The sequence below is a fragment of the Photobacterium swingsii genome (assembly GCF_024346715.1).
GTDB lineage: Bacteria > Pseudomonadota > Gammaproteobacteria > Enterobacterales > Vibrionaceae > Photobacterium > Photobacterium swingsii.
The window spans coordinates 2136189-2152396 of record NZ_AP024852.1; the positions used below are offsets into that span (position 1 = coordinate 2136189).

Sequence of the window (16208 nt, forward strand, 5' to 3'; positions counted from 1 at the left end):
ATCATATCAGGTTCACTGTTCATCTATACAGTGAACCTATGCTACACTCGCTGCGTTTCTTCCTACTGGCAGCCATTCCACATGTACACCCTTCGTCCCTACCAACAAGACAGTGTTAAAGCGACCATTCATTACTTTCGTAAACACTCAACACCCGCAGTGCTTACTTTGCCCACTGGTGCGGGTAAAAGCCTTGTAGTAGCTGAACTTGCACGTATCGCTCGTGGACGGGTACTTGTACTAACGCACGTTAAAGAGCTGGTAGAGCAAAACCATGCGAAATATGAAAGCTATGGGCTAAAAGCTTCTATCTTCTCTGCTGGGCTAGGACGAAAAGAAACCGACCAACAAGTTGTCTTCGCCTCCGTTCAGTCAATGGCAAACAGTTTAGATGCCTTTAAAAATGAATTTTCTTTACTCGTCATCGATGAATGTCATCGTGTGCCTGAAGATGAAAACAGCGCATACCGAAAAGCCATTAGCCATCTTCAAAACATTAATCCTGGAATTAAGATCCTTGGTTTAACAGCGACACCTTATCGACTCGGCATGGGCTGGATTTACAAATACCACACCCGTGGTCAAGTCCGTACCGAGCAAGATCGCTTCTTCCGTGACTGTATCTTTGAGTTGCCTATTCGGTACTTACTCGATGAAGGTTTCTTAACCGAACCTAAAATGATGGATATGGCAGTCATGGGTTATGATTTTTCTAGCCTAACACCTTCCGCTAATGGCCATTACAAAGAAGCCGACCTCGATAGCGTTATTGAGAAATCAGCACGTGCAACTCCGATGATCATAGAGCAAGTTATTGACTACGCCAAAGATCGTCGCGGTGTCATGATCTTCGCATCAACCGTTAACCACGCCAAAGAGATCATGGGCTATCTGGCCAATGAAAACGCGGCACTGGTTGTGGGTGATACTCCCATCGAAGAACGTGACCGTATTATCACGGCTTTTAAGCAGCAAGAAATAAAATACTTGGTGAATGTATCTGTATTGACTACGGGATTTGATGCGCCACACGTCGACTTAATCGCTATTTTGCGGCCAACCGAATCAATCAGCCTATATCAACAAATTGTCGGACGAGGCCTTCGTTTATTTGAGGGGAAAAAGGAATGCCTTGTTTTAGAATACGCAGGTAATTGCTACGATTTGTTCCAACCTGATGTCGGTGACCCCAAACCAAACAGTGATAGCGAAGTCATCATGGTTCCCTGCCCTGCCTGCGGCTTTAAAAATAGCTTCTGGGGCAAGCTCGACCCAGCAGGTTTCTTGATTGAGCATTATGGCCGTCGCTGCCAGGGGTATTTTGAAGATGACGAAACGGGCGAACGCGAAGAATGTGGTTACCGCTTCCGTGCCAAATACTGTGAAGAATGTGGTGCAGATAATGACATTGCTGCACGACGTTGCAACCTTTGTGATGCGGTTATGGTTGATCCCGATAAAAAACTGCGTGATGCATTAAAACTCAAAGATGCCATGATCATGAAATGCCATGATTTACGCTTAGAGGCAGGAAAAAATAAGTTCGGCAAACCCCAGCTTAAAGTTATTTACATTGGCGATGAAGGATCTGAGATCAGTGAAATTTGGACACTTTCAAATAAAGGCCAAAAAGAAACTTTTTTGAAGAAATTCATTAACCCACATTTAGTCGATAGGCACCGTCCTTTTACTGACACAGCACCAACAAAAGTTGCGAGTAATGAACACAGACTGCGCCCACCAGAGATCATTATCGCTCGTAAGAGCGGCCGTTTTTGGGCAATCCGCGATAAGCTATTTGATGTAGACCAATATAATAAAGATTAACCCACGACGCTAACCAATACGTCCTAACATTACCGAATAGAAATAGCCCATAAAAAAACCGCACTCTTGTGCGGTTTAATTTTATCACTATAAATAACTCAAACTTACTTAGAAAGCGTAATCCAGGTTCACACCCCAGTTACGGCCTGGTTGCGTACGGCGATCAATACCTTTACTTGATTCAGTAATGCCATTCAGATCTTGGTATAACCAGTATTTCTCATCAAACGCGTTAAACAAACCTGCGCGTAACGTCAGATCCTGTGTTGGACGGTAGTAAGCCGTTAGGTCAACCACAGTGTAGCTTGGTGCTTCGATGTTAGCTTCAGCACCGTTTGATGGTTTTTCCCAATCATCACCTTTCTTAGACGCTACAGCAGTAATACTCATTACACTGCCCCATTTCTCACTTGGTGCATCATAGCCCAATCCAAGAACAGCCGTTAGTGGTGCCACTGTTTCAATGGCTTCACCAGTCTCTTTATTTTCACCCTTAGCGTACGCTAGAGATAGACGAGAGTATGTCCCCATAGGTGCGCCAAGTGCTTCATCTAGGTATAAGTTACCTTTGAACTCAGCGCCATAGATTTTCGCTTTACCGATGTTTTTCTTGGTATACACATCTTTGTTATCAACGTTTTTACCTACATAGTCTTCAGCAATAAAGTTTTTGTAGTCGTTGTAGAAACCAACTAACTCTAAATCACCTAGCTGATTATTTGCTCGTAGGCCTAACTCGTAAGACTGACTTTCTTCTGGCTTAAGATTTGGATTTGGAAGATACACCGCCCCCATGCCATAGAAGTAATACAGATCTTGCAGCGTTGGAGCTTTAAAGCCTTGGCTAAACTGAGCGAAAGTACTCACATTTTGGTTAAAGTGGTACACAGCACCTAGCTTACCAGTAAACGCACTACTCTTATGATCAGGGTATTTAGTGGTATCAATAGGCTTAGATTCAAACGAGTCATAACGCACACCAGCTGTTACAACAAAAGCATCGTCAAACATGAAGGCCTGATCTTGTAAGAAGATCCCCCATTGCGTTGAATCAGCTTCTGGAATTTCTGCACCTTTCTCGTTCGGAACACCAGTGTCTAAGTTGGTATCTGTATAGTTAAGAACGAAGTTCTCTTTAGACCCTGTTAGACCATAGATAAGTTGATGACGACTAGATGCAAACGCTAACTCTTTATCAAACTGAGCATCAAGTTGGTAGCTATTATTCACACCATTACGGTTTCGGTTACGCAACCCCTTCGCATCTGTATGATCTTGAGTATCGTGATCACTTTTAATTTTTTGCCAATTTGCTTGCCACTTCAACGTATCGAATGCCACGTTATCTGCCAGCCACTCGTGTTCTAGGCCAAGTCGAATACGGTAATCATCGTCAACACCATAGTTATTGGTGTATTTATAGCCCGGCATCATTTCATAGCCTTCTTTACTCAGAAGACGACCCTCAGCTTGACGAGTGAAATACTCTCCCGTAACACCAACGCGGTTGGTGTCATTCACTTGATAGAATGCTTTCGCTAATACATTATCTTGACGGTAACTATATGGGTCTGCTTGGCCACGATCTGGACCGTTAATGTCCGCACCATCTTTGTGTACTTTTGTCTCGTTACCATCAACATGCGTATAAATAAGCAGGGTCTCAAGATCACCAGTACGATTTGCTAACGTCAATGTTTGCTTGAATGATTCAGCTGCGCTTTGGTAGCCCGTTTTGAACCCTACATGCGTATCATCACCCGCTTCTAACAAATCTTCAGGATTCTTTGTGCGTAGCATTACCGCACCGCCTAGCGCATCACTGCCGTACAAGGTAGAAGAAGGGCCTTTATTAATTTCAATTGCGGTCAATGTATCGACTTCATACATATTCTGGTTAAAGCGCATTTCAGCAGAGCCAGGATTATAAGAAACAGGCTGTTTGACACCATCAACCATGACCTTCACACGGCTTTCATCCATACCGCGGATATTAAAGCCGTTTAAACCAAAGCGGCCGCCACCGTTAACGCTTACGCCCGGTTCATATTTAACAGCATCACGTATATCACTTGCTAAGTTTTCAGACATACTTTCATCTGTCACTTTGGCAATACTATTTGGTACGTTTTTGATGCTCTCTTCAGAACGAGTGCCCGATACAACAACCTCATCGAATACTGATACTGCCTCTTCAGCATGAAGGATCGGTGATACAGCTAATAGAATTGAACTCGCCACGAGCGTTAACTTGTATTTCATATATCCTGCTTAATAATATTATTATCAATTTGCATTTCGTTGCTGAGAATTATTACAAATACAAACGATAATTACTATCATTAGCAATATGATCAAGATCCCACTTTTGAGTTTTTCTTATGATAAACAACCATTTATAAAAGCACTTTTTTGCACCTTACTCACCTTTACGTCATTTAAAGCCCTTTAATACCGAGTTCAGCTCTAAATCCGCACCATTTTTAGTCTTTTAAGCCATCTCAAATCATAAAAACGTATTTACCGACAATATAGATAATGTTTGCCTGATCAATTTGAGTTTTTTGCTTCAATATCAACCAACTCACCCGTGTAGAATTAAAATAACCCTCCATATTCGTGCTCAAAGCTAATAAAGTAGGAATTACCTTGCGTTATCATTAAGGCAACGTTAGAATTCTCGCTCGTTTTTAACGACATTGAGCAAGGTCGCATTGCTCAGTGAATTTTTATTAAAGAGTATTTAAAATGAAATTTGAAGCAGTTGTACGTACTGATCTAGGTAAAGGTGCGAGCCGCCGTCTACGTCACGCAGAAAAGTTCCCAGCTATCGTTTACGGTGGTGAAGCAGCGCCTATCGCTATCGAACTTTTACACAGCGATGTGATCAACCAAATGGATAAGCCTGCGTTTTACGAAGAGATCACTCTAGTAATCGAAGGTCAAGAAGTTAAGGTTAAGCCGCAAGACATCCAACGTCACGCGTTCAAGCCAAAAGTTGAGCACATGGACTTCAAACGCATCTAATTTTGCGTGTTCATTGTTAATTTTAAAGCGCCTTCATGGCGCTTTTTTTATACCTAACAACAACACCTTAAAACAAACCTTGCTGCGGATTCTCCTCCGTTTCCTCCAATTTGGCTTGCTGAACTTTTTGTGCCCTTATCATTCGTATATAACGCTGGCGGCACAAACGTAAAGTGTTTCTTTGCTCAGTGGCATTCATGGTTTGCCAATTAAAGCGCTCATCCCTGCTGCGCATACAACCTCGACAATAACCACCGTCATTCACTTGGCATATACCAACGCACGGGCTTGGGATAGAGAAAAACTCTAATTGTTCCACCATCACCTCCCCCATTAATTTCTATGCTATTTTATTGAATATAGTCAATAATTGCGCATTTGGCTGCCTATAAGTTCATACTATTCGTAATAAAATTAAGGCTAATTTTGCCTATTTACTTGATGATGTTCACATTTTGGTATAGCGTTGGATGAGGAACTATAAAATATAGATGCATAGCTATGTAGCTACTCGCAGGAGGGAACCATGGATTTTTTTGTACCATCAGCTGAAACCCGCTCTCAAGCAGAATCAGTTTTCACTTCTATCGGCAATCATGTTTCAGCGCCATCTCAAGAAAAGCGCATTCATAAAATTGAATGGAAACATGAAGGTGATACATGTCAGTGTGAGGTTGGCAAACCGCTTCCAACGATTTTCCGTAATGATGAAACCGTACTTGCCATTTTCGATTGTGGTGATGTATTAAAAATTTGCACCCCAAATCGTGGGGCGATCAAATTTGACCCAATTCATGCCAATAAGAGTGACATTGTTTCTATTGCTTACTTTGATTAAGCATAGGAACTGATTAATACCAATTTGATTGAACCTATGTCCAGTCCAATACATTGTAGACATAAACACTTAGTCAGATTGGTATTACCTCCACCCACTATTACTGCTTATTGATGCCTTTCTACTTACCCTTGTCAATTCACTGTTTAACAGCAGTAAAAAATTAAAACAGCCCCATCTGTGGAGCGATTAACTCTTCAAAGCTCGTGCCAATAAAAGGTAAGATTCCATCAGCAACAGGCTTTAGCTGCTTATCGATATAGTGCTGATAATCAATCGCTGTTAGCATTGCCTCTTTAGGCTCAGGGCCATTTAGCGTGATAACATATTCAATCCAGCCACCATGCTGGTACTGCAGTGGGCGCCCCAATTTTTCATTAATTGCATCAGCTTGCCGAGCTGCACGTACATGAGGCGGCACATTTTTCTGATATTCTTCAAGCTTACGCCGTAACCGCTTTCTGTAAATCAGCTTACTATCGAACTCACCACTATTAGTTCGTTCGACATAATCACGAATGTACTCTTCTACATCTTCATTATGGAAAACTTTATGGTAAAGCGTTTGTTGGAATTCTTGAGCAAGCACTGTCCAATCTGTTCTAACCGTTTCCAAGCCTTTAAATATAATTTCTTGTTTACCATTACGATCGATTAACCCTGCATAACGTTTTTTACTGCCAGTCTCTTGCCCTCTGATTGTCGGCATCAGAAACTTTTGATAATGGGTTTCGTATTCAATCTCTAACGCAGACTGCAAACCGTACTCTTGTGCCAAGTGCTCAGTCCACCATGCATTGATATGTTCCACCAACGCATGGCCTATTTTATCAGCTTCAGTGACACTATGAGCGCTCTTCAAAGAAACAAAAGTCGAATCAGTATCGCCATAAATAACGTCGTAACCTTTCGCTTCTATCAGTTCACGCGTTGTTTTCATTATCTCATGCCCGCGCATTGTGATAGATGACGCTAAGCGATGATCAAAGAAACGACAACCAGATGAACCGAGTACACCATAAAAAGAGTTCATGATAATTTTAATGGCTTGCGAAAAAGCTTTTTCACCATCACGTTTAGCCTTATCCCGTGCCGTCCATAAGGCTTCAATCATTTGTGGTAAGAAGTGTTTTTCACGATGGAATTGCCCACCACGAAAACCGGCAATTGCTTGATTATCGGCTTTTCCTTCTTCAAGTAATAAACCTTCCACCAGCCCCATAGGATCAATACGAAAAGAACGAATAATCGAGGGGTAAAGTGATTTAAAATCGAGTACCAACACGGAATTATATAACCCAGGTTTAGAATCCATGACATAACCGCCTGGGCTAGCAATCCAGTTTTCACTCTCTAAATTTGGGGCCACATACCCAGCACGATGAAGTTGAGGTAAGTACAAGTTGGTAAATGCTGCCACAGAGCCGCCAACACGATCCATCTCAACACCCGTTAGTCTTGATCGCTCAATAACAAAATCAAGTAAGTGTGTATGATCAAAAATGCGCGTGACCAATTTACAATCTTGCAAGTTATATCGGGCAAGTGACACCTTATCGTGCTTAAACATATGATTAATCTCAGCCATACGATCATGCACATTGTGAATCGACTTACCTTCCCCGAGTAACTCTTGTGATACAGATTCAAGTGACCAAGAGCGAAAGTTGTACGTCGCTGTTTTAAGTGTATCAATACCGTCTAGCACAACTCGCCCGGGTATAGAAATAAAACCTTGTTGACTGTTTTTATTAGACTGACGCCAATGTGGCGTTTGCTTACCTCGGCCAATACGCAACGATAGATTGTGCCACTCTGCTCGTTTGAGCAAGAGACGGAAATCAAAGTCAATCACACTCCAGCCAATCACAATATCGGGATCAAATTGCTGAAACCACACTTCCAGTGCAAGTAATAACGCTTTTTCATCATCGACCCACTGAATCCAATCATATTGATCAACATTTTCTATCTGCTGTGGGTCACCCACCATAATTACACGGCTATCGCGCTCGCTATGCAAACCCACAGAGTAAAGAATGCCTTTTTCAGAACATTCAATATCCAGTGAAACCATGGAAAGCACAGGTTGATACTCCCCAGCCTTGGCTTTAGCTTGCTGATATTCTAGATAACCGCCTTTTGTTATAGGCTTACCTGTAAATACAACTCCACCCCGAATAAAGCGTTCCATTAAAAACCGATCAGCAAGTCGAACATCAGATTCATAACAAGCAATGCTGTTTGCTGCTAATAGTGGCGGAATTTGGTGACTATCACGCAGTGTTTCACAATAACAAGCAACCATGGGCTGGTGGTCAAATGACGATAACTTTACATCACGCCAACAGGTTCTAATTTGAGCCTGACGTAAAAGCTGCTGTGCTTGTGTTTGCTGAGTAACTGGAATGAAACATACTGGTTTGTCTCCACGTATCACAAGGCGTACTGGTCCCTCATCCGTCTTAACCCAAAGAATGATTTCTGTTTGACCTTGAGAGTCGCGACTTTGACGGGTTAATACAAACCCTGTGGAATGTGAATGCAATGAAGCCTCAGTATGACAATGAAAATAGATAATAATTAATGTTGTAACAGCCTAATCGGCTTAATTAAATAAGTTAGCCAATACGTCGATTGATTCTGTCGAACTCCTCAACTAACCATCCGCCGAATTGATCCATCAAAAATATCGCGGCTTTTTTTGGTACTTGAGTACGACTCGCTAAAATGAATGACCTTTCAATATCCATTAAGTGCTCAGGAAACAACTCTAGAAAAACATCTGCCGCTTTATTTATGTCCAGTTCCCATTGCTGCTTACGATGTAACACTAAACAATACGCACTCCAAATCATCTTCTTACCTATATGCTCACAGTAATCGAGATAATTTTCAGTTACTTTTGTTTTCATGATTTTTTGGCGGTAATCGGAAAGTTGCGTTTTGATATCCCCGTTTAATGTTCGAGCAATATCCCAACTAATTTCAAAGTGGCCGAATCGACTGGCAAGATCATCACCATTCAAACAGACAGAGCAATGCTTTAACCAAACACCCCACTCAAAGATCCCAGCTAGACCAAGCACGTCATCAAGAACTACAACTTTAGTTGTCACTTTGCTCACATGCGGGTAATGCTGCGACAACCGCCAAGTAATAGCACTAAGCACCGACTCTTCACTGCTTTGGAGCTTCTTTTTCACAACAAGTGTAAAGTTAACATCAGACTTACCCCAGACAGCATCGCGCCTGGCAACACTGCCATTTAAATAGATACTATGAAACGTCGTATTCAACCCAGACCTGAATTGCTTGACCGCATCGAGCAATATAGGCATATATTCTTGTTGAAAACCATTTTCTCTACTTAAGACTGGAAGTCTTTTTGCCACAATTGCACCCTGATTAACTTTTATCAACTCGCTATTTATAAACAAAATAATATACGATTTCGAGAGAATTTGACATGTCAGTACACGTGCTAAATTTTGCGCATGAAAAATAATCCATTTATAAGAATATGCTTATTTAATCCTTGTTTACTGCTCGCTACAAAGCTGGCTCACTGCAAAGTTAGCTCAAATCAAAAACAATGAAGATATCCAGCATAAATGACAAAAAAACTGTGCAATAACTGCGCTTTACTCTATATTGCATCCCCTTTAATTGCTTATGTGTCTGCCTGCGTATGTTCAACTCAAAAAATATTCAATTTGCTGTACTGTTTTTTGTATTGGCTATGCTAAGCGACATTTTTTGGGTAGCTATCCAAACAGAACGAAATATGAGCGATGCTGCTCAGCGGGCAGTAAAGCATGTCGACAACCTATTCGCAGGTGTTGAGCAAAAACTTGCGGTTATCGATACCATGAACGATTTGTGTAGCACTCAAAATAAACAGCTACTCGAAGACATCATATTTGACTCTGTCTCAATTAAAGAAATCAGCTATATAAAAGACAATAAGATCGTATGTTCGGATCGTGCTCGTCAATTTAATTTAGATATATCCGACGAGCTACCAAAGAATTTACACAGTCAAACCAGTCGGCTGACATACATTGCCAATGATCAGCGCAGAAATATGAGAGCCCTTTTCTACCTCATCCCATACAAGGATATGTGGGTCAGAATTTCACTGCACCTTAAATATATTGATTTCTGGGTCAGTGACTTTGGTATCCGAAACAATATGAAAGCTCAGATGATCTATGACAGAAAATTAATTGCAGGTGATACTGACATTAAAAATTGTGAGCTGATTGATCACTTGGAGATCAGCTCAAAACACTACCCTTTTTCTATCGTCACTGGCTATGATGCACCTCTGCTACTAAAAGCATTCAAAGATCAGCTACTGCTCGCGCTAATGATTGTCTCTTTGCTAACAGCCTTGCTGCTAGCACTACTGCATTCATACAAGAAAACAAGGCGTACACTTGAGTCAGAGATCCAACAAGGGATCAAAAATAATGAGTTTACTGGCTATCTACAGCCCATAGTGTGCAGTAAGACTCATCAATGGTTAGGTGCTGAAATACTCTTACGCTGGCAGCATCCAACCAATGGCTTAACTTCGCCTGCTGAGTTTATAACCATAGCCGAAAATACAGGTTTAATTAATGATATAACCCTAAAGCTACTTGCTGAAGCGGGGCGTAACAAAGCAGTATTAAGTCAGATATCAGAGAATCATTATTTATCATTGAATGTCACAGCCTCAATGATAGCTAACCCCTATTATGTGCGCAAACTCGTCAATATCATCCGCCACCAGCCATCTCTACAAAACGGGCTTGTACTTGAATTTACTGAGCGTGAAACCTTCACTGATGATCAATTAGCTCAATTACAAAGTGGCATGACGCAACTTCGTAAAGAAGGCGTAAAATGGGCGCTGGATGACTTTGGTAGCGGTTATTCAGGTCTATCACGCTTACAGCAACTCAGCTTTGAAATATTAAAAATAGATCGTGCTTTTGTTGCAGCGTCAAGCAATGAAACCATTGCGCACTCGATACTCGATAGCATTTGCGAACTCGCTAAACGGTTTAATTGTGTATTGATCGCTGAAGGGGTTGAAACCAAAGAACAAGCTAAACGTATTCGTTTACTAGAAATAGAGTGCTGCCAAGGCTATCTATTCGCTAAACCAATGACGATTAAGCGCTATATACAGCAATTAAAAATGACGCTGCCACAAGACAGCACGATAAAGTGAGCCATGTATAGCGATGACCACTGCAAATTGACTCTGTATCAAGATATACTGGCAACAATTGATGAATAGTAAGAGTTATAAAAACCCATGGAAAACCAAGACCTGATTTCTTTCGATGACGTTATCGATGCGGCATACGATATTTTCCTAGAAATGGCACAAGAAAACCTCGAACCAGCAGACGTTATTCTGTTTACAGCTCAATTTGAAGATCGTGGCGCAGCAGAACTTGTTGAAACAGGCGCTGACTGGCCAGAGCATGTGGGTTTCGACGTAGATGGTGAAGTATATGCTGAAGTGCGTATCGGTTTAGTTAACGAAGAAAACGATGTACTAGACGATGTATTTGCTCGTCTTCTTGTTAGCCGTGATCCAGAGAACAAATTCTGTCACATTCTGTGGAAGCGTGACTAATTTTTCATTTGAAATACTCGAATAGCAAAAAGGCAGGTTTATTAACCTGCCTTTTTTATGTTTACTGTCTGACTATTTACCTAATCTGACAACTAGCCCACCAAGACTGGTGTATCGTGCTGTTGATTCTTGCGTACCCAGCTCAGACTAATAAATACCACCACTGCCATTACAGACATTACAATACCTAAGCTCATTTGGTTTTCCGCTGGCATTAAAGATGCCGCCAAGGTTGCCAAACCAGCACCTAAATTTTGTAGACCACCAAGCACGGCACCAGCAGTCCCTGCATGATGAGGGAAAGGTTCAATCGCAGCCGTAGTTGCCGCAGGGAATAATACGCCCGCGCCAATGAAGTACAAGAACGCACCACCGATCAAAGAACTAACAGTAACCATGCCAGCCAAACCTGGAACCAAAATTGTTACCGCACCCAGTACAATCGCCGTCATACCTAAGTAAAGTACACGGGTGTTACCCATTTTTTTCACTAAATTAGCTGAAATCCATGAGCCACCTAAGTAACCTGGTAAGGGTAAGACAAACAAGAAGCTCACCATGGTTGGCTCAAGCTTAAGTACACTACCCAATAACACGCCAGCAGCAGCTTCAAACACAGCAATACCCGCAAACGTTGCGATAAGGCATAGCACATAGCCTTGGAACTGACGGTTACTTAATACGTGGTGGTAGCTAACCCACACCTTTTCATTTCGACGATTTTCTTTTGGTAACGTCTCAGTGAAGTAAAACATCATTGCAATAGTTACAACAACACCGAATGTTAGCAAGAAATAGTAACTTGCCGTCCAGTCAAAGTGACTTGATAAAAAACCACCTAAAACAGGCGCAAGTAATGGAGAAAAGATCACCCCCATGCTCACTAAGCTATTCGCACGGTGAAGATCGGTACCATTATAGCAGTCACGTGTCACTGTACGGCACATAGCACCACTACAGCCCGTACCCATGCCCTGAACAAAGCTAGCAAGCAAGAATATTTCGTAGCTTGGCGCCCAAATGGCCATTACCGTACCAAAAAGAAAGATCATCATACCAATCATTATCACTGGACGACGACCAATACGATCTGATAGCGGGCCGTAGATGAACTGAGATAAACCGTACGGAATTAAATATGCAGCCATTACCGCTTGCAAATACGATGATTCAACGGCAAAGAACTCTGACATAGCTGGAATTGCAGGCACGTACATTGTCTGCGTCATCTGACCTACAGCAGCTAAAATGATTACTAAAAATAACAAACGTACCATATTTATATTTGGTGATTGCTGAGTCACAACCAAATCCCTCACAACAGAACAATATACTAAAAACGAGTTTTTCATTGAGAAAAATTGCCCTATCGCAGAATTTTACTCCAACCATAACTCATAAGGTGAACGTATTATCTACCTCTATGATGCTATTTAGTTTCTATATCTGCTTTAAGATGCGCAGATAGTAAATCCGAACTGAAAATCTGGCAAGTGATTAGCGTGTTACTCAGCACGATTCTTTATTATGATTTGGATTAGAAAAAGTAATCTATAATTTAGTGCTTTCACTCAAACTACTGACGATAAAAATTACTGCTGATGATAATGAGTGAGTTTAATTAATACGCATAAGCAAAATTCGTCTATGGCATATTGAAAGACTATGCGTACAACTGCTTATTGCGTTATGACTAACTAAAGACAGATAGAGGGAAGAGACCTACCCGGTATGGAAAGGAAAAAGGAAGACCAAAGACGAGCAGAAACAAAAACGCCTCAATAAATTGAGGCGTTTTACCGCTAAATAGCAGAGGATATTTTAGTATTATCTTGTTGATACCACCAAACTAGCCTTAATCGAAGTTAAAGCGATGTTTACCGTGCGCTGCTTTGGTTTTTAGGTAACTTTCATTACCCTCTTTTACGTGCGCTTTTGTTCCGACAACTTCAGTAATGGTAATACCATTTTCTTCCAGTTCACGGATTTTTTTAGGGTTATTGGTCACCAAACGAATAGTGCTTAACCCTAATGCTTTAAGCATTAATGCCGCTTCAGTAAAATCGCGTAAATCATCACCAAAGCCTAAATGATTATTTGCTTCGTAAGTATTCATACCTTGGCTTTGCAGCTCATAAGCATCAATTTTATTGTAAAGACCAATACCTCGGCCTTCTTGGCGTAAGTATAAAATCACACCGCCTTGATCGCCCATCTTATTGATGGTTTCATCCAACTGTTCACCGCAGTCACAACGTGATGAGTGAAAAACGTCACCCGTTAAACATTCAGAATGCATACGGACAAGTGGTGCAACCTCTTGCTTGTCCGCATCACGGAAAATAACCGCAACATGCTCTTTACCCGACTCCAGGCCATTAAATGAAAGCAAATCAGCAGGAATATTGCTCTTAAGACCAACTTTAAAAGGCACTCTCGCCCTTACATTTACCATCTTATTCCTAAATACTTCTTCTTTTATGGCCCGAGAAAAACGGGTCATACAATTATCTATTCCTTTGGCTAAAAGGCCAAAGGCACATACTCTGGATCGAAAAATCCGTCCTCTTTTCCATCAATACGAGAGAGGAAGATAAGAGAGGTCAAATTGATATTTCGACTAACGCTTAGATTGATAATAGCTAAAATCAACCAGTGAAAACAGACTTGTCCTAATGATCACCCTGTAACTAGAGGACGAATACAGCCAAGTGGCTAGATTACATACGCCATTGCGCCATATAAAAGCACTAAATGGCTACAAACAAAGTCAATATGCCGAAGCACAGGCACGTCTCTAGCTTGGTGCATCCTATAAAGCCCACAAATGAAATGACAAACTCATCACGTCTTCACCTGTAGACTATTGTTATACTATAACAATTACAACCCTTTAATTTATGAGGTTAATTATAATCCTAGCGATAGGCTCGCTCTACTTTAGCGTGCATGCACAAACAAGACGCAATCAAAGTAAAAAAGATAACGCCGCTCATGATTAACAATAAGCGAAGCCAATCATCGCCCATAGCAAGCCTTGTTACTAGCATGCCATAAGTTGTATAGATCCAAAATAACGCGCCACTAAAAAGAAAAACTTGGCAAGCACGAAGTACAACGCGCTGTCGTACCAACAAGATCAATGGCGATAGGAGTAAAAGAACAAAAGCAATGATATGCCCAAATCTCAAACTGTGCGCCGCCAGCAGCCATAAGCTCAACACTATGGGGATATGCAGCAATAAACCTACGACAGAATGATTCTGGGGACCTTTATCTATATTGATTGAAGAAGCCATGGTTTAACTCGAACAGATAATAACATGTAATATATATACATGTTATTATCTTTCTTAACGAGCACTTTTTAATAAAAGGTCAGACTGAAACCACTAGCCTTGATGATCATCAAGTTCATCAGCAAGTTGAATGAGGCGATCTAAGATACGCTCACCATCAGCTTTCAAACCGTTATGCTCGTACTCATTGGTTTCCCATGCTTTAGCATTTTTTAATGTCGAGAGTGTTTCTTTACTGTACGCATATTCAACATACATATCTGCTAAATACACAGCTGCCGCAACAGGAACGGTATTCTTACTTAGTTGCTCTATGCTGTAGAGCGTTGGCCAGTCAGCTTTTTCAGCCAGTTGCTCTGCTGCTATCTTCAATGGTTTTAAACATTCCAGCTGATCGAACATCCACGGGTAAACCATTTCGCCAGTGAAGCAGAAATCTTGCCCTTTCTTATAATGGCACTGAGGGTATTCATCACGAACACGGTGGGCTGACCAATTGGATGCCGTGTGCTGACAATAAATTGATTCATGCAAAATCGCATAAATAGGGTTAGTTTGGTATGTCTGCTCCATCAGCATGTTGTTCAAGAAGGCATAGCTAAGCTCACGCTTCCCGTCGACTTCAACGAAAGCTTCTTCAAGCAAGTAGTACATAGGAAGTTCAGCACCACTTCTCCCCAAGTTAATACCGATTAACTGAAATTGTTCAACTGTAAAGCGCTGACCATTAGGCAATAACACTTGATTATCAACAAGGTAATCAGCAATTTCATTACAACGTTGCTGAGCAGAAGGAAAACGGTTAAAAAATTGCGCGTTTTTGTCTAGAACACGCTGGTAGGTAGCACGATACACGTCATCTGCATGGCGTGTTAACGAAGCAAGTCCGCCCGTAATAAAAGCACGAGTAAGGCTCTGTGGATAATATGACAAATAATGCAGAGCACAAAAACCGCCAAAACTTTGTCCTAATATCGACCACTGCTTCACATTCAGTGACTCACGGATAAACTCAGCGTCTCGTACAATATTATCGGCTCTAAACTGCGATAAATACGCCACCTGCTGATCGGTTGATTGACCAGCCAATGTTTGATGAGAAATAACAGTACTCTGCCCTGTACCACGCTGGTCAAGCAATAACACACGGTACGCTTGTAAAGCACGTTTTAGCCAACCGCTATTACTATCAGGGCGTGGTGAAGGAAAGCCGGGACCACCTTGTAAATAAACTAACCAAGGTAAATCACTGCCTTGGTGTTGCTTCGCAACAATCTCTCGCGCAAAGACAGTTATCGTCTTATCCGAAGGATGATCGTAGTTGAGTGGTACTTCAAATGAATGCGGGCGATAAACAAGATCACCATCGATAAACGTTGTTTGCACGTGTTCCTCCGTGAAAATGAAAACCTATAGTGGTTTTATTCAAATAACATGGTCGTATTACTCTTTAATGTTCTCATCATATATCAAGCGTAATACAGACGCGAAAACACTTTAACACAGCGCATATAAACAGTATGCCGCTGCGCTAACCCCTTAAATTAACGCAAAAAAAGACGGGCTTTTAATCAACTGA

Annotated in this window: 13 protein-coding genes; 5 read left to right on the forward strand and 8 right to left on the reverse strand. The window is 41.4% G+C overall.

Annotated elements, in window-relative coordinates; all coding sequences use genetic code 11:
- Positions 1–81 precede the first annotated feature (81 nt).
- Positions 82–1827, forward strand: a complete 1746-nt coding sequence (locus OCU77_RS09945) for a DEAD/DEAH box helicase (protein ID WP_048898543.1) — start codon at positions 82–84, stop codon at positions 1825–1827.
- Between the two features lie 108 nt (positions 1828–1935).
- Here the strand turns inward: OCU77_RS09945 and OCU77_RS09950 are convergent, their stop codons facing one another.
- A complete protein-coding gene (locus OCU77_RS09950; protein WP_048898542.1) occupies positions 1936–4089 on the reverse strand; it encodes a TonB-dependent hemoglobin/transferrin/lactoferrin family receptor in 2154 nt (717 codons plus the stop codon).
- Positions 4090–4575: 486 nt separating this feature from the next.
- Between OCU77_RS09950 and rplY the strand changes: the two genes are divergently transcribed.
- Positions 4576–4854 (forward strand): 50S ribosomal protein L25, encoded by a 279-nt coding sequence (gene rplY, locus OCU77_RS09955; RefSeq protein WP_048898541.1) that lies wholly within the window; start codon positions 4576–4578, stop codon positions 4852–4854.
- 67 nt (positions 4855–4921) lie between these two features.
- Here rplY and OCU77_RS09960 read toward each other — a convergent pair whose 3' ends face one another.
- Positions 4922–5176 (reverse strand): DUF1289 domain-containing protein, encoded by a 255-nt coding sequence (locus OCU77_RS09960; RefSeq protein WP_084711776.1) that lies wholly within the window; start codon positions 5174–5176, stop codon positions 4922–4924.
- A 204-nt stretch (positions 5177–5380) separates the two neighbouring features.
- Between OCU77_RS09960 and OCU77_RS09965 the strand changes: the two genes are divergently transcribed.
- A complete protein-coding gene (locus OCU77_RS09965; RefSeq protein ID WP_048898540.1) occupies positions 5381–5692 on the forward strand; it encodes a hypothetical protein in 312 nt (103 codons plus the stop codon).
- Positions 5693–5855: 163 nt separating this feature from the next.
- Here the strand turns inward: OCU77_RS09965 and OCU77_RS09970 are convergent, their stop codons facing one another.
- Together OCU77_RS09970 and OCU77_RS09975 are read right to left on the reverse strand one after the other, a co-directional pair.
- Entirely contained in the window at positions 5856–8240 is a 2385-nt protein-coding gene (locus OCU77_RS09970) for a DNA polymerase II (protein ID WP_048898539.1), read from the reverse strand.
- A gap of 73 nt (positions 8241–8313) precedes the next feature.
- The gene (locus OCU77_RS09975) at positions 8314–9087 is read right to left on the reverse strand and encodes a hypothetical protein (protein WP_048898538.1); all 774 of its coding nucleotides are present in this window, start codon (positions 9085–9087) and stop codon (positions 8314–8316) included.
- 296 nt (positions 9088–9383) lie between these two features.
- On the opposite strand from OCU77_RS09975, the gene OCU77_RS09980 reads away from it, so the two are divergent.
- Both OCU77_RS09980 and OCU77_RS09985 read left to right on the forward strand, forming a co-directional pair.
- Entirely contained in the window at positions 9384–10916 is a 1533-nt protein-coding gene (locus OCU77_RS09980; RefSeq protein WP_107302473.1) for an EAL domain-containing protein, read from the forward strand.
- A gap of 87 nt (positions 10917–11003) precedes the next feature.
- Positions 11004–11330 carry an HI1450 family dsDNA-mimic protein gene (locus OCU77_RS09985; RefSeq protein WP_048898535.1) on the forward strand — a complete coding sequence of 109 codons (327 nt, stop codon included), beginning with the start codon at positions 11004–11006 and terminating at the stop codon, positions 11328–11330.
- 92 nt (positions 11331–11422) lie between these two features.
- Here OCU77_RS09985 and emrD read toward each other — a convergent pair whose 3' ends face one another.
- The 4 genes from emrD to OCU77_RS10005 all read right to left on the reverse strand — a co-directional run bounded on the left by emrD (position 11423) and on the right by OCU77_RS10005 (position 16015).
- Positions 11423–12607, reverse strand: a complete 1185-nt coding sequence (gene emrD / locus OCU77_RS09990) for a multidrug efflux MFS transporter EmrD (RefSeq protein WP_193391656.1) — start codon at positions 12605–12607, stop codon at positions 11423–11425.
- Positions 12608–13185: 578 nt separating this feature from the next.
- The gene (locus OCU77_RS09995; RefSeq protein ID WP_048898534.1) at positions 13186–13785 is read right to left on the reverse strand and encodes a GTP cyclohydrolase II; all 600 of its coding nucleotides are present in this window, start codon (positions 13783–13785) and stop codon (positions 13186–13188) included.
- Between the two features lie 463 nt (positions 13786–14248).
- The gene (locus OCU77_RS10000; protein ID WP_107302474.1) at positions 14249–14629 is read right to left on the reverse strand and encodes a hypothetical protein; all 381 of its coding nucleotides are present in this window, start codon (positions 14627–14629) and stop codon (positions 14249–14251) included.
- A 93-nt stretch (positions 14630–14722) separates the two neighbouring features.
- Positions 14723–16015: an alpha/beta fold hydrolase gene (locus tag OCU77_RS10005; RefSeq protein ID WP_048898533.1), complete on the reverse strand. Its 1293-nt coding sequence runs from the start codon at positions 16013–16015 to the stop codon at positions 14723–14725.
- Positions 16016–16208 lie beyond the last annotated feature (193 nt).

Excerpts from the sequence above, each read along its gene's own strand:
- OCU77_RS09945 (WP_048898543.1), top strand. The coding sequence starts at position 82 with ATGTACACCCTTCGTCCCTACCAACAAGACAGTGTTAAAGCGACCATT.
- OCU77_RS09950 (WP_048898542.1), bottom strand. The coding sequence starts at position 4,089 with ATGAAATACAAGTTAACGCTCGTGGCGAGTTCAATTCTATTAGCTGTA.
- rplY (WP_048898541.1), top strand. The coding sequence starts at position 4,576 with ATGAAATTTGAAGCAGTTGTACGTACTGATCTAGGTAAAGGTGCGAGC.
- OCU77_RS09960 (WP_084711776.1), bottom strand. The coding sequence starts at position 5,176 with ATGGTGGAACAATTAGAGTTTTTCTCTATCCCAAGCCCGTGCGTTGGT.
- OCU77_RS09965 (WP_048898540.1), top strand. The coding sequence starts at position 5,381 with ATGGATTTTTTTGTACCATCAGCTGAAACCCGCTCTCAAGCAGAATCA.
- OCU77_RS09980 (WP_107302473.1), top strand. The coding sequence starts at position 9,384 with ATGTTCAACTCAAAAAATATTCAATTTGCTGTACTGTTTTTTGTATTG.
- OCU77_RS09985 (WP_048898535.1), top strand. The coding sequence starts at position 11,004 with ATGGAAAACCAAGACCTGATTTCTTTCGATGACGTTATCGATGCGGCA.
- emrD (WP_193391656.1), bottom strand. The coding sequence starts at position 12,607 with ATGGTACGTTTGTTATTTTTAGTAATCATTTTAGCTGCTGTAGGTCAG.
- OCU77_RS09995 (WP_048898534.1), bottom strand. The coding sequence starts at position 13,785 with ATGGTAAATGTAAGGGCGAGAGTGCCTTTTAAAGTTGGTCTTAAGAGC.
- OCU77_RS10000 (WP_107302474.1), bottom strand. The coding sequence starts at position 14,629 with ATGGCTTCTTCAATCAATATAGATAAAGGTCCCCAGAATCATTCTGTC.